Genomic DNA, 14348 nt, shown 5'->3' on the forward strand with positions numbered 1-14348 from the left:
GTTACGCTCCTGTTCCGATCAGGTGTCCGGCGTCAATTCCACTGGGCCGGCTTCTTGCGCCCATAGAACGGATTGGGAATTTCCTTCAGGCACGCGCGGTCGGCCAGCTTGGGCTGCGCGTCACGCTTGGACAGGGCCACCTTCGGGTCCGGGCCGTCGACTTCGAAATCCATGTCGCCTTCCACCCGGCCATCGGGGAAGAAGTGCAGCACGATGCCGCCGCTCTTGTCCTTGACGGGCGGCCGCGTGACCGTGATCTCGCCTTCGCACCACGCCATCCCCGGCTGGGTTTCCCGGTGCGTGTACGGGTCGTAGTTCGCGGACGACGCTTCCATCGCGCGCTTGTCGACCACGCGCTCCCACCACACCTTGAACGTCTTCGGGGTCTTCCAGCGGAAATCCCACGCGAGACTCGGGCGCGAGCCGCCCCCGCCGGACCAGTACTTCGCATTCCGGGGCGTGGCGTGCGCGCCGTCGGCGCTCGCCGCGTCGTCGAGGCTGTTCTTGTCGGGCGGCAGCAGATAGACGCCGTAGATGTCGTAGTCCGTATAGTTGAAGGACCCGGCGGTGATGACGTCGTAGTTCGGGTCGTTCCATTTATTCACTTCGCCCGGCGCCAAGCTGTCCTTTTCGGCATCGTTCACGCTCTTGCTGCAGGCAGCCGTGGAGAAAACCATCACGGACAGCAAGGTGATCCAGCAGCGGTTCATATTGAACTTCCTTCTCTTTCAGTCGATTTCATTCGCGTCGCGTCGCGCACGCGCCATCACGCGGCCGCTTCCTGCATCCGCCGCCAGTCTTCCGCCGACACCCGCGCCAGCGCCTCCGGAAACGCCTGCCCCTGCGCTACCGCGTCGAACACGGCGGCCATCGCCGGATCCTCGTCGAAGCGCGCGCCGTACCGCAACGCCAGTTCGCAATAGATCAGCAGCGACGCCGCGCTGTCGGCGCCGTGCGCACGGCAGCGCGCCAGTTGGTCTCGCACGAAGTCGTAGTGCTGCGCGGCCGGCAACGACGCCAGCAGCGCGGGCTTTTCGACCCGCAGCCGCTCGAGCAGCGTGTACGGATAGCACGCGGCGAGCAGTTCGTCCTCCTGCGCCTGGGTCAACTGCAGCGGAAATTCGGCGGCCTGCCTGACGTCGGCGGGCGCGGCGATGTCCGCCGTGCGAAGCTGCAGCGCGGTATCGCGGTGAATCCAGTGCCGCACACCCTGCGCCAGATACGCGCGATGCGCGGCGGGCAGCATGTCGAGCCAGAACGGCAGCACGCGCGGATCGAAGAAGCGCATCAGCATCACGCTCTCCATCTGCTCGAGCTGGACGTCCACCATCGGCGCCAGATGCGCGGCCAGTCGCGCGAGCGACAGCGGCGACACGAGCACGCTCGCCGCCGGCCATGGAATGCTGCGCACCTCGATCGCGTCCGCGGCATCGGCGCCGTCGGCGCCCGGCTGCCATTCGAACAGCAGCGGCCCGACGATTCTCGCCTCGTCGTCGGCGTCGTCGAGCAGCGAAGCCGCGACGAACGCGGGCCACGACGCCTTCTCATCGTCCGGCAAGGTATCGAGCAAGGCACCGTCGATCAGGACGTAAGCGCGCAGCCCGTCCTGCGACGACAGCGCCGCCTGCAGCGCGTCGGCCGCCTGCGCGGCTGTCGGGTCATTCGTCATGCGCTGCCCTGCCTCACGCCTTGGCCGCGAACGGTGACGCCATCGACGCCGCGTTGACCATGCACGGCGCGCACGCCGTGCCCGGGAACGCGCGCGCGGGCACCGGCAGGCTGTCCGGCCCGATGAACGTATGCGACGCGGCATGCGCGGTGAATTCGCCCTTGGTCCCGTGCACGATGCCGCTGCCGTTCCAGCGCGTATAGCTGGTGCCGCCGTTGATCAGGACTTCTTCCTTCGCGGTGATGGTGATGCGGTTCGCATCGACCTTCACGTCCAGCTTGGCCAGCACGTTGATGCTGTCCTTCAGCGCCTGGATGTCGATGTCGGCGGCGGCGGCCACGAGCCGGATGCCCTTCTCGAACGCGGCGACGCGCACCGCCTCCTGCGCGCTGACCAGCATGCTCTTGCCCGCACCGATGCTCGTGTGGGCGCCGCTCGTCAACGCGACGTGCTGATCGCTCGCGACATGAGTCGACCCCGTCGTCGTGGCCAGGATCCCGGCCGGGCTGGCGAGCGCGAGAAACGGCTGCGCGAACTCCGGAAACTCGCCTTGCTGCGGATTGCCGCCGCTGCCTCTCAGGCCGTCGTTCTGCGTGCGAAGCGCCTGGTGGACGGCATCCTGGTCGCCGGACTCCTGCGCCTTCACGTCGTGCGCGGAACCCGACAGCGACTCGTGCAGGTCGTGCGCCTTGTCGAGACGGGCGACGGTCTCGCCGATGTCGGTCGCGTGGGCACGCGCGTCGTAGCGCGCCTCGCTGGTGACGAGCAGGCCCTTGGCCGCCCGCACCGCGCCATGCGCGTCGGTCCGCAACTCGAAGCCGCGGGCGCGCTGATCGGTGCGCCCCTGGGTTGCATCGATGCGGACGTTGTGCCCGAGCGTCAGCTCGCTCGCGTCGGTATCGCTGCGCAGCTTCAGCTGGAGCTGCTGCGGCGTGTCGTCGAGCAGCACGTGGTTCGAACGCCCGCCCGCCGCGTTGCCGCTGTCGCCCGACAGCTCGCGGCTGCGCAGGCCGGTCAGCACGTGCTGGTCGGGCAGCGCCCACGGCGGCATCCGTTCCGCGTTGTACGTGGTGCCCGACACGACGGGGCGATCGGGATTGCCGTCGAGGCACATCACGAGCACCTCGCTGCCCACGCGCGGATGCGCGATCATGCCCTTCTCGCCGCCCGCCCAGCCGGCGGCCACGCGGATCCGCGCGCTGATCTGCGCCGCACGATCCCAGTGATAGACGATGCAGACGCGGCCATATTCGTCGACGTCGACGCTGCCGGCCCCTTTCGCGCCGGCGACGGTCGCGGTTTGCGGCGCCAGCACGCGCACCGGTTCGCTGTTGAACCCGCGGCCCGGGCGCCACGGCGTACGTCGATGGCCCGCGACGAAGCGGTTGCGATACTCGGGTTTGCCGTCGGCCTGCAGGTAATTGTTCGCCGCTTCGTGACGGGCTTCGAGAATCAGGTACTCGTGATCCTGCGGGCTACCCGACGCCGCGCTGAAGTGATCGGACAGCTGGAACCAGCGGCCGGGCAGGATGCCGTGATGGTTGCCGGCCGCGTCGAAACGCGTCGCGGCCGCCTCGATCTCTTCCATCCGCACGCGCGCGAGCGCATCGCCGGCGCGCGTCTGCTTCGCGAACCCGTAGTGCCCCACGTACTCGTGATGCTCGACCTGCGGCGCGACGCCCGGCGGATGCAGCGTCGGAATCTGCGCATGGGCCGCATGCGGCGCCTTGAAATCGAACGCGGTCGCGCTGTAGCTGCCGGCGGACAACGACCGCACCGCGGACCATTGGGAAATGGCGTCGGCGGCCATCGGGCCGTCGTGGGTCTGGAAACGGATCACCGGCGAGCGGCCGTCGACGGCCGGGCACTGCACCGTGCTGTCGTCGCCGACGATCAGCTTCAGGCCTTTCTCGTCGTGCTCCCACCAGTACAGGAACCCGACGGCTTCCAGATGGCGGACGATGTAGTTCCAGTCGCTTTCGCCGAGCCCGCCGCCCTGGACGTTCATCGTGCGCGCCGGATCGTCGCCGCGCACGCGCCACTCCCACGACGGCGCGAGCCCCTGGTAATCGGCGAGCAGCGTGCCGATCTGCTGCTGAAGCGATTGGCCGAGGAACAGGCGGTTGTTCACGCGAGTCCGCAGGAAATGGCTCCACGGGCGCAGCACCGCGCGGTATTCCGCAATCGAATCGTCGTTGCGGACCAGCGAAAACGCGGTGCAATAGCCGGTGAAATAACGCAGGCCGCCGTCGGGGCGCACCATCGACACCGCGAGCAGCTTGCCCAGCATGTCGGCCAGCGTGATGCCCGCCTCGCTGGACAGCAGCGTCACGTCGAACGTGAAATCGATCCCCAGCCCTTCGTGCGCGACGAGACGCTCGGCAACCAGCCGCGCCGGACGTTGCCGCCCGTACGCGTCGGTCACCGACGGTGCGTCGTCGTGCGGAAAAGACAGCGCGAGCAGGCGTTTGTCTTGCAGGAAAAACGGGGTTCGAATGAATGCCGCCAGGTCAGCCATGACCGCCTCAGAATGATTTTTCGTTCGTATGGAAACGGCCCGCTGCCATCCCTAATTTTGGGATGAAAGGATATCGTAGACAACGCAGCGCGACAACGTTGACGCCCTACGTCATTTCCCTGTGCCGGCACGGAAAATCGGTAATAAATACAGCACGTTGCGCGCGTGGGAGCCGGTGCTCGAACGGACGTCGCCGCCATGATGACGTCGCCTCGTCCGGCATCCCGACGCACGCGCGCGAAACCCGCCGGTTGCTGCGCCGGCGGCGGAACCTCGCCACGCGCTTCGCCGTCTCAACGCGACCGGCTTCACGTCCCGCAGTCCCTCCCGTCACCCGCAGCTTACGGAGCAGAACATGGCACATCGCACCCTCGGTACATCCGGCATCCAGGTTTCGCCGCTCGCGTTCGGCGGCAACGTCTTCGGCTGGACCGTCGACGAAAACGCATCGTTCGCGTTGCTCGACGCGCTCGCCGACACCGGCATCAACTTCATCGACACGGCCGACGTCTATTCGGCCTGGGTTCCCGGCAATCACGGCGGCGAATCGGAAACGATCATCGGCAAGTGGCTGAAGCGCTCCGGCAAGCGCGAGCAGGTCGTGATCGCGACCAAGGTCGGCCTGCTCGACGCGCGCGCGGGGCTGTCGAAAGACAACATCCTGAAGGCCGTCGACGATTCGCTGCGCCGCCTGCAGACCGACTACATCGACCTGTATTTCTCGCACCGCGATCTCGCCGACACGGCCCCGCTCGAAGAAACGCTCGGCGCGTATCAGACGCTGATCGACGCGGGCAAGGTGCGCATCATCGGCGCGTCGAACTACAGCGGCGCACGCCTGCGCGAGGCCGCCGCGATCAGCGCGCGCGACGGGCTGCCCGCCTACCAGGTCATCCAGCCCGAATACAACCTGCTCGACCGCGCCGACTACGAACGCGATCTCGAGCCGGTCGTGCGCGACCTGAAGCTCGGCGTCGTCAACTACTACGCGCTCGCGAGCGGGTTCCTGTCGGGCAAGTACCGCAGCGAAGCCGACCTGAAGAAGAGCGTGCGCGGCGATCGCGTCGCCGGCTATCTGAACGCGCGCGGCCTGCGCATCCTCGCCGCGCTCGACGCGGTGTCGGCGAAGCACAATACGCAGCCGGCCGCGATCGCGCTCGCGTGGCAGATCGCGCGGCCGACGATCACCGCGCCGATCGCGAGCGCGACGTCGCTCGCGCAGCTCGCGCTGCTCGGCGAGGCGATCCGCGTCACGCTCGATCAGGACGACATCCGCCGGATCGACGAAGCCAGCGCCCCCTGAAGTCCGCCGCGGCGGCAAGCCGATGGAATCGCACGGGCAGGCGGCTCCACGGCCTGCCCGCGATTCGCCCAGGGCGGATGGATACAATGGCGAGCATCCGATGGCCGCGGGGCTCGACCGGGCTTCTTCGCGCCGAATCAAAACCACGCATAAGAAACCGCCGATGATCCACCTTGCCCGCCGCTCCCGTGCTGCCCGTCATGTCCGTCCGCTCGCCACGACGATCGCCGCGCTGCTCGCCTGCGCACCGGCCGTATCGTTCGCGGGCTGGTACGAAATCGCGAACTACACCGGCACGATCGGCAACGCGCCGGTGCACGTGTCGCTGCAGACCTACGACGCGATCAACCACAACGACGCGGGCCGCTGGCGCGTCGACGGCAGCTACTATTACGACGCGCATCGCAAGCCGATCCCGTTGCGCGGCCAGCGCGAGCCCGACGGCCGCCTGACGCTGTGCGAAGCGTCGTCGCCCGCATCGAACGCCGACGCGCCGGTCGTGCCGGCCGCCTCGCCGTCACGACCGAAGCCTTGCCCGATCGCGCTGACCGTCAGCGGCAAAGCGGCGACCGGCACGTGGGACGACGGCCGCAAGACGCTGCCGATCACGCTGAACGAAGTCGGGCGGCTGAACGACACCGACGACCCGCATCCGCAACTCGACGGCAGCGTCGATATCCCGATGTGGTATCGCACCAAGACGCACATGCTGGTCGGCGTCTACGCGCTGTCCGACAAGTGCGGCGTGGCGATGCAGTCGCTGCGGGCCGTGAACATCGCGACGGGGCGCGTCGATCGCACCATCGCGCTCGACTGCGACGCGGGGATGGTGATGACGTCGATCTACGCGAACGTCACCGGCGCGCACCGGGCGGACCACGTGAGCGTCGAATTCCGCGACGGCAAGATGGGCTACGCGGAGGACGTGTCGCTCGGGCTGCCATCGTCCTCGTCGAAGCCGAAGTAAGCCGGCCACGCCTACCCCACAAAGCCGCATACGTGTCTTGACTCGCACGGCCGCTTTCGTTGACCCGGACGGCCATCGATCGCGCAATCGCGCGCCGCGCCCCGCTGCAAGCGCGTCACGCGCATGTCCCGGGTCTTTCACGGATTGACCGCGACGTTCGGCGTGCCCGAGACTGCGCCGCTCGGGCCGTCATCGGGAGAACGTCATGCCGGACACCAGCACGGAGATCGCCACGATCTCGACGCGCGCCGTACGCGGCGCCGAGCGCGTCGACTTCTGGGTCGACCACGTCGCACGCACGCTCGTGCGGATCGAATGCAGCGGAAAGTCGTCCGAAGGGATCGATGCGTCGCTGCGCAAACGCGATCTCGGGCTGTTCCGCGCGTGCGACATCGTCGCGAACCGGCACGCGGTCGTGCGCACGTCGCACAACATCCACGCCGACCAGCGCGACGCCGTGTTCATCTGCCTGATGCACGAAGGGCACGGCTATACGTTCCAGGACGTCGACTGCATGCAGCACGGGCCCGGCGACCTCGTGCTGTACGACACGTCGATGCCGTACGGTCACGGCTTTCCCGCCGACATGGCGATGACCGTGCTCGACGTGCCGCGCGACGTGTTCGAAGCCCGCGTCGCCCCGTGGCGCTACCGCAGCCTCGTCAAGATCGATCGCGACGACGGGGTCTCGTCGTGGGCCGTGCGGCAGGTGGTTGCGCTGCTCGCCGCGCCGCAGGAGCCGACGCCCGACGCGCGCGAACGGCGCGCCGCCGCGATCCTCGAGCTCGTGCAGTCGATGCTGCGGCTGCGCGACGGCGACGCGTCGCCGACGAAATCGACGGTCCACACGCTGTCGCGCGCGAAGGCGTTCATCGACAGCCATCTCGCCGACGACGATCTCGACAGCCGGTCGGTCAGCCGCGCGATCAACCTGTCGCCGCGCCAGCTCGCCCGCGTGTTCGAGATCGAAGGCACGCCGCTCACGCGCTACATCCTCGCGCGGCGGCTCGAACGCTGCCGCGCCGACCTGCGCGACCGGTCGCTGAAGCACCTGACGGTCAGCGAAATTGCGTTCCGCTGGGGCTTCAACAACAGCGCGCACTTCAGCCGCAGCTATCGCGCGCGGTTCGGCGAAACGCCAAGCGACACGCGCGCGCCGGCCGACACGCGCTAACCGCTGCCACCCGCTCCTCGCACCGCCGCTCGCCGCATGTCCCGCCGAGGCAAGCACGGCGTCCGCGTCGGTCAAATCGGGCCGCAACCCGCTCGCTAAGCTGGCTTCCTGCGCGGCGGCATTCGTTCCGCCGCCCGACAGCAAGGAGAAGAAGCGGGATGGAGACGTACGACCACATCGTCGTCGGCGGCGGTTCGGCCGGCTGCACGGTTGCGCACCGGCTGGTGAAGGCCGGCCGGCGCGTGTTGCTGCTCGAGGACGGCCCGAAGGACGACAGCCTGTTCATCCGGATTCCGGCGACGTTCATCCGCGTGCTCGGCACGCAACGGACGGTGACGTTCGAGAGCGAGCCGCAGCCGGGCGCCGCGGGACGCAAGACCTACGTGCCGCAGGGCCGCACGCTCGGCGGCGGCAGCTCGGTCAACGCGATGCTGTACGTGCGCGGCACGCGCGACGACTACGACGACTGGGCCGCGCTCGGCTGCACCGGCTGGGGCTGGGACGACGTGCTGCCGGTGTTCAAGCGCGCCGAATCGCATCTGCGGCTGTCCGAGCCGTTCCACGGCACCGACGGGCCGTTGAAGGTCGGCGACACGCGCTTCCGGCATCCGCTGAGCCTCGCGTTCGTGAAGGCCGCGCAGGAAGCCGGCATCGCGTACAACGACGACTTCAACGGCGCCGCGCAGCATGGCGTCGGCTTCTATCACACGACGATCTTCGACGGCCAGCGCGGCAGCACCGCGGCCACCTATCTGGCCGACGCGATCGCCGATCCGAACCTGCGCGTGCTGACCGGCTGCCGCGTGACGCGCATCCGGTTCGACGGGCGCCGCGCGAGCGGCGTCGAATGGCGCACCGCGAGCGGCGCGACGGGAGCGGCCGCCGCGCGCGCCGACGTCGTGCTCGCGGCCGGCGCGCTGAGCACGCCGAAGCTGCTGATGCTGTCGGGCATCGGCCCCGGCGCGCACCTGCACGCGCACGGCATCGACGTGCTGCACGACAGCCGCGACGTCGGCGCGCACTACCAGGATCACCTCGAGGTATCGATCTACGGCCGCACCCAGGCACCGGTCAGCCTGCTCGGCGAGGATCGCGGGTGGCGGGCGTTGCGGCACGGGCTGCAATGGATGCTGTGCCGCTCCGGCCTGCTGACGTCGAACGTCGTCGAATCGGGCGCGTTCGTCGATACGACCGGTGGCGGCCGCCCGGACATCCAGTTCCACGTGCTGCCGACGCTCGTCGGCGACGTCGACCGCGCCCCGCTGCCCGGCCACGGCCTGTCGATCAACCCGTGCCTGCTCCGGCCGCGCTCGCGCGGCACCGTGCAACTGCGCGGCAACGATCCGGCCGCGCCGATCCTGTTCGACAGCGGCGCGCTGTCGGACCCGGCCGACGTCGAGGGCCTCGTGCGCGGCGTCAGGCTCGCGCGGCAGATTCTCCGCGCGCCATCGCTCGCCCGCCTCGTTCGCGAAGCCGAGACGCTGACCGACGCCGCGCTCGCCGACTACGTGCGGCGTCGCGCGAAAACCGTCTATCACCCGGCCGGTACGTGCCGCATGGGCAGCGACGCGCACGCGGTCGTCACACCGCGTCTCGCCGTGCAAGGCGTCGACGGGTTGCGGATCTGCGATGCATCGGTGATGCCGCGCATCGTGTCCGGCAACACGAACGCGCCGACGATCATGATCGCGGAGCGCTGCGCGGCGTTCATGTTGACGGCGTGACGCAATGCACGTGCGTGTGCGCCGCAGCACGCCGTGCCGAAAACGCAGACGGCGCGTGATGCACGCGCCGCCGTCGACCTGTCGGAAAACCGGCGTCAGCCCGCGGCGTCACGCGCCGCGTCGCGCAGCGCCATCGGCGACGCGCCGTAGCGCTCGCGGATCGCGCGGCTGAAGTGCGCCTGGCTCGAAAACCCCCAGCGAAACGCGATCTCGCCGATGCTCGTCTTGCGCAGCCGCGCGTCGGTCAGTTCGCGATGCGCGTGCGACAACCGCTCCGACCAGATGTGCTGCGTGATCGACTCGCCTTCGGCCGCGAAGAGGCGCCCCAGATGCCGCAGCGACAGCCCGACCGCATCGGCGACGGCCTGCGGCCCGAGTTCCGGTTCGCCGAGATGCGTCGCGATGTATTGCTTCGCGGTCAGCAGGTACGACAGCGACGCGCGCGATGCGCCCGCGCCGTTCACCTCCGCATCGACGAGCGCCGCGATCAGCGTGCGCGTGTGCTCGGCGAACCGCGCGGCGTCGCGCTCGACCGGCGCCTTCATGAACCGCTCGACGCTCGCGCGCAAGGTCGCGCCGAGCATCGCGCCCGCACCCGGCTTCGGCGCGATCCGCAGCGGCAGCGCGGCCAGCTCCGCATCGAGGCGGTCGTCGAGCGTCGTGATCGGGATATCGATCAGCAACTGCCGCATCGGCGTCAGGAATCCGAACAGATACGGCACGCGCGTGTCGTAGACGACGACATCGCCGGCTTCCGCGAGCAGGCACCGGTCGCGCTGGATGAAATACGCGCGCCCGCTCAGGATCTGGCACGCGAACAGCGATTCCTTCGGCAACTGGCGCACCAGCGCTGGGCTGCGCTCGATCACGTGATCCTGCCCGCTGATGTCGGCGATGCCGAGGCCCGGCAGCGCGATGTCGGTCTTCTCCACTTCGAGCCCGGCCGGCGACAGCGACGAGCAGCGCAGGCCGACCAGCGTCGCCGCGTTGAACGCATCCCAGTACGCCATCCTGTCGCGCGCCGGCACGTCGGCCGTCGAACCTCGCGTGCGTGAAAAAACGGTCGAATTCGTCACGTCGCCTCCTGCTGGCGCCTGTCGTGCGGAGCGGCACGGATTGGGGGATGGTTCGTCTGGATCCTGGTGCGATGCAATGTCCGGCGCGGTCAAGCAATTCGTCCAGCCCAGTCAAGAGCGGCGCGCACCGGCTGGCTAAAGTCGAGCCCACGACACCCCTACATACAAGGAGACACACCGTGGTCGACAAAGCCGTATCCGAATTCTGGCAAAACATCCCGGCGATTGCCAATCCGTTCAAGCCCGATGCGCTGCCCGAAGCCTACATCCCGAACGCGGCCACCGACGACGAGCGCTATTACGTTCCGTTCACCGAAACGGTTTCATCGCGGCCGCTGTGGATCTCGCCGTCGCAGAACAAATGGTGCGACATCCTGATGGCGAAGGAAGCCGGGCTCGTGAACCGGCACTATCACCCGCACGAGGTGTTCGCGTACACGCTGTCCGGGAAATGGGGCTACCTGGAACACGAATGGACCGCGACGCGCGGCGATTTCGTGTACGAGACGCCGGGCGAAGGCCACACGCTCGTCGCGTTCGATCACCCCGAGCCGATGCGCGCGTTCTTCATCGTCAAGGGCCCGCTGATCTGGCTCGACGACGAAGGCAATCCCGACGGCTACTTCGACGTGCACTCGTACATCGCGATGTGCAAGGCGCATTACGAGAAGGTCGGCCTCGGCGCGCAAGCGATCGAGAAGCTGTTCCGCTGACGCGCGGCGAGGCTCACGATGACTTCCCCGTCCTCCTCCCGGCCCGCCTGGACGTACGAGAACAGGCTGCTGCTGATCCTGTTCATGACGTTCGGCTTCGTGTTCTTCGACCGCCTCGCGCTGTCGTTCCTGTTTCCGTTCATGTCGGCCGAGCTGCACCTGACGAACACGCAGCTCGGCATGGTGTCGTCCGCGCTCGCACTCACATGGGCGCTGTCGGGCGCCGCCACGGGTGCATGGTCCGACGCGCGCGGCACCCGCAAGCCGCTGCTGATCGCGGCCGTGCTCGGCTTTTCCGTGTGCTCGGCGCTGTCGGGCCTCGTCGGCGGCTTCGCGAGCCTGATCGCGTTTCGCGCGCTGATGGGCATCGCCGAAGGGCCGGTGCTGCCGCTGTCGCAATCGCTGATGGTCGAAAGTTCGACGCCGAGCCGCCGCGGGCTGAACATGGGCCTGCTGCAGGGCTCGGCCGCCGGCCTGCTCGGCGCGATGATCGGCCCGCCGGTCGTGATCGGCATCGCCACCGCGTACGGCTGGCGCGAGGCGTTCTACGTGTCGTGCATTCCGGGCTTCCTGATCGCGTTCTGCATCTGGCGCTGGGTGCGCGAAGCGCCGCCCGGCGGCGTGCGCCACGCGCAGGCCGACACCACCGCGGCACCGGCCGCCGGCGGTGCGACGGTCAGCCGCTGGGCGCTGCTGAAGGAGCGCAACATCCTGCTCTGCGTGCTGATCAGCTGCTGCTTCCTCACGTGGTTCGTCGTGATCATCTCGTTCGCGCCGGTATTCCTCGTGGAAAGCCGCCACCTGTCGCCGGCCGACATGGGCGTCGTGATGACCTGCCTCGGCGCCGCGTGGGTGTTCTGGGGCTTCGCGGTGCCGGCGATCTCCGACCGGATCGGCCGCAAGCCGACGATGATCGCGTTCGCGCTGATCGCGGCCGTGTGCCCGGTCGTGCTGATCCACGTCGGTTCCGTCTGGGCGCTCGGCGCGCTGGTGTTCGTCACGTACACGGGCCTCGGCTGCTTCACGCTGTTCATGGCGACGATCCCGGCCGAGACGGTGCCGCCGCGCGCGATCGCGAGCGCGCTCGGGCTGATCATGGGCGCCGGCGAGCTGATCGGCGGCTTCGTCGCACCGACCGTCGCCGGCTTCGCCGCGGACAAGTACGGCCTGCAGTTCGCGATGTGGACGTCGACCACCGGCGCGATCCTCGCGTGCGTGCTGTCGTTCGGCCTCGTCGAAACCGCGCCGGCCGTGCTGCGCAAGCGCGCGCTCGCCGGCGCCGCGGCCGGCCGCCTCGATACGCAAAACCTCGGAGGACGCTGACATGCGCGCACTTCAATGGCATGGCCCGCGCGACGTCCGTCTCGTGGAAATCGACACGCCGCACGTCGGCCCCGGCGACGTGCGCATCGCGGTCGCGTATTGCGGCATCTGCGGCAGCGACCTGCACGAATATGCGGACGGCCCGCACGCGATTCCGGTCGACGCGCCGCATCCGCTGTCGCGCCGCACCGCGCCGCTGACGCTCGGCCACGAGTTCTGCGGCACCGTCGTCGAAGTCGGCGCAGGCGTGACGACGCTGCGCGCGGGCGACCGCGTCGCGGTCGAGCCCGAGTATCGCTGCAGCCAGTGCGCGTACTGCCGCGCGGGGTCGTACAACCTGTGCGTGTCGATGGGCTTCGCCGGGCTGATGGGCGACGGCGGGATGGCCGACTTCGCGGTCGTGCCCGCCTACATGCTGCATCGCCTGCCCGACGGCGTGAGCCTCGAACAGGCCGCGGTGATGGAGCCGGCCGCCGTTGCGCTGCACGCGCTGCGACGCGGCGAGCTGCGACTCGGCGAGACCTGCGCGGTGTTCGGGCTCGGCCCGATCGGCCTGCTGCTGATCATGCTCGCGAAGCGGCAGGGCGCGACGACGATCGTCGCCGTCGACGTGTCGCCCGAACGGCTCGCGGCCGCCACGCGCTTCGGCGCGACGCACGCGTTCGATGCGCGCGGGCTCGATGCGTCCGCGCTGCAGGACGCGATTCGCGCGGCCACGGGCGGGCTCGGCGTCGATGCGAGCTTCGAGGCGGCCGGATTGCAGGCCACGTTCGAATCAGCGATGCGGGCACTGCGCAAGGGCGGCCGCGTCGTGATGGTGGGCCTGATGCCGCACGCGGGTTTCGACGCGTTCCGCGCGGTCAACGACGAACTCACCTTCACCGCGAGCGTCGGCTATCGGCATGCGTACGAAGACCTGCTGCGCATCGTCGCGTCGGGCGCGCTCGACCTCACGTCGATCGTCACGCGCACCGTGTCGCTCGAAGACGCCGTCGCCGACGGCTTCGACGCGCTGCTCGCCGATCGCACGCAGATCAAGATCCTCGTTTCACCCGCGCAGCGGCCAGCCCGTCGCGCCACCACCATCGGGAGTGCCGAACATGAATCGTCAGTGGGCGTTTGACGGGCAGTCCGTCGTGGTGACAGGCGGCACGTCGGGCATCGGCGCGCGCACCGCGCTGCGGTTCGCGCAGGCCGGCGCGTCGGTCGTCGCGCTCGGGCTCGACGCCGCCGGTCCGCACGCGCCGGTGCATGACCGCATCCGGTGCGTGGAACTCGACGTGGCCGACGGCGCGGCACTGACGCGCACGATCGCCGGGCTGCCGCGGCTCGGCGCGCTCGTCAACGGCGTCGGCATCAGCCGCCACGCGGACGAATACCGGATGGACCAGTTCGAGCACGTGCTGAACGTGAACCTGACGTCGGTGATGCGGGCCTCCGACGCCGCGCTGCCCGCGCTGGCGGCCACCGGCGGCAGCATCGTCAATATCGCGTCGATGTACACGTACTTCGGCAGCAAGGACCGGCCCGCGTACAGCGCGAGCAAGGGCGGCATCGCGCAGCTCACGCGTTCGCTCGCGCAGGCGTGGGCCGATCACGGCATCCGTGTGAACGCGGTCGCGCCGGGCTGGATCGACACGCCGCTCAGCAGCGCGCTGATGGCCGACACGCAGGCGTCGCGCCGCATCGTCGAGCGCACGCCGCTCGGGCGCTGGGGCACGACCGACGAAGTCGCGGAAGTGATCCTGTTCCTGTGCTCGCCCGGCGCGTCGTTCGTCACCGGCGCGGTCGTGCCGGTGGACGGCGGGTATTCGACGGTCTAGCGCTCGACACGCCGCGCATCGACGGATCGACGCGGATCTGCCGAGGCGCGTTGCACGT

General features: G+C 69.1%; 12 protein-coding genes. 8 read left to right on the plus strand and 4 right to left on the minus strand.

Annotated elements, in window-relative coordinates; genetic code table 11:
- Window positions 1–32: 32 nt before the first annotated feature.
- From H0X95_RS08245 to H0X95_RS08255, 3 genes are read right to left on the minus strand one after another with little or no spacing between them, the layout of a single operon-like run.
- The gene (locus H0X95_RS08245; RefSeq protein ID WP_059720964.1) at window positions 33–710 is read right to left on the minus strand and encodes a DUF3304 domain-containing protein; all 678 of its coding nucleotides are present in this window, start codon (window positions 708–710) and stop codon (window positions 33–35) included.
- 56 nt (window positions 711–766) lie between these two features.
- Window positions 767–1669 (minus strand): DUF4123 domain-containing protein, encoded by a 903-nt coding sequence (locus H0X95_RS08250; RefSeq protein WP_059720965.1) that lies wholly within the window; start codon window positions 1667–1669, stop codon window positions 767–769.
- A gap of 13 nt (window positions 1670–1682) precedes the next feature.
- The gene (locus H0X95_RS08255; protein WP_034203088.1) at window positions 1683–4187 is read right to left on the minus strand and encodes a type VI secretion system Vgr family protein; all 2505 of its coding nucleotides are present in this window, start codon (window positions 4185–4187) and stop codon (window positions 1683–1685) included.
- A 355-nt stretch (window positions 4188–4542) separates the two neighbouring features.
- On the opposite strand from H0X95_RS08255, the gene H0X95_RS08260 reads away from it, so the two are divergent.
- The 4 genes from H0X95_RS08260 to H0X95_RS08275 all read left to right on the plus strand — a co-directional run bounded on the left by H0X95_RS08260 (window position 4543) and on the right by H0X95_RS08275 (window position 9355).
- The gene (locus tag H0X95_RS08260) at window positions 4543–5490 is read left to right on the plus strand and encodes an aldo/keto reductase (RefSeq protein WP_048986186.1); all 948 of its coding nucleotides are present in this window, start codon (window positions 4543–4545) and stop codon (window positions 5488–5490) included.
- Window positions 5491–5590: 100 nt separating this feature from the next.
- On the plus strand, window positions 5591–6457 hold the full coding sequence (locus H0X95_RS08265; protein WP_080403490.1) for a hypothetical protein: 867 nt from the start codon (window positions 5591–5593) through the stop codon (window positions 6455–6457).
- Between the two features lie 205 nt (window positions 6458–6662).
- Window positions 6663–7631, plus strand: coding sequence for a helix-turn-helix domain-containing protein (locus tag H0X95_RS08270; protein WP_125332564.1), 969 nt, complete (start codon window positions 6663–6665; stop codon window positions 7629–7631).
- A 158-nt stretch (window positions 7632–7789) separates the two neighbouring features.
- Window positions 7790–9355 (plus strand): GMC family oxidoreductase, encoded by a 1566-nt coding sequence (locus H0X95_RS08275; RefSeq protein WP_058902472.1) that lies wholly within the window; start codon window positions 7790–7792, stop codon window positions 9353–9355.
- Between the two features lie 95 nt (window positions 9356–9450).
- On the opposite strand, the gene H0X95_RS08280 is transcribed toward H0X95_RS08275, so the two are convergent.
- The gene (locus H0X95_RS08280) at window positions 9451–10431 is read right to left on the minus strand and encodes a helix-turn-helix domain-containing protein (RefSeq protein ID WP_034203091.1); all 981 of its coding nucleotides are present in this window, start codon (window positions 10429–10431) and stop codon (window positions 9451–9453) included.
- A 179-nt stretch (window positions 10432–10610) separates the two neighbouring features.
- Here H0X95_RS08280 and H0X95_RS08285 point away from each other — a divergent pair, with 179 nt between their 5' ends.
- The 4 genes from H0X95_RS08285 to H0X95_RS08300 are packed head-to-tail and all read left to right on the plus strand — an operon-like array spanning window position 10611 to window position 14290.
- Entirely contained in the window at window positions 10611–11144 is a 534-nt protein-coding gene (locus tag H0X95_RS08285; protein ID WP_006488523.1) for a 2,4'-dihydroxyacetophenone dioxygenase family protein, read from the plus strand.
- A gap of 18 nt (window positions 11145–11162) precedes the next feature.
- Window positions 11163–12467, plus strand: coding sequence for an MFS transporter (locus H0X95_RS08290; protein WP_059720967.1), 1305 nt, complete (start codon window positions 11163–11165; stop codon window positions 12465–12467).
- Between the two features lies 1 nt (window position 12468).
- A complete protein-coding gene (locus tag H0X95_RS08295) occupies window positions 12469–13590 on the plus strand; it encodes a 2,3-butanediol dehydrogenase (protein ID WP_058902471.1) in 1122 nt (373 codons plus the stop codon).
- Entirely contained in the window at window positions 13568–14290 is a 723-nt protein-coding gene (locus H0X95_RS08300) for an SDR family NAD(P)-dependent oxidoreductase (RefSeq protein WP_059720968.1), read from the plus strand. The genes H0X95_RS08295 and H0X95_RS08300 overlap by 23 nt, the downstream gene beginning before the upstream one ends.
- Window positions 14291–14348 lie beyond the last annotated feature (58 nt).

Origin of the sequence: Burkholderia sp. 9779_493, assembly GCF_015712215.1 — a bacterium.
Taxonomy (GTDB): domain Bacteria; phylum Pseudomonadota; class Gammaproteobacteria; order Burkholderiales; family Burkholderiaceae; genus Burkholderia; species Burkholderia cenocepacia.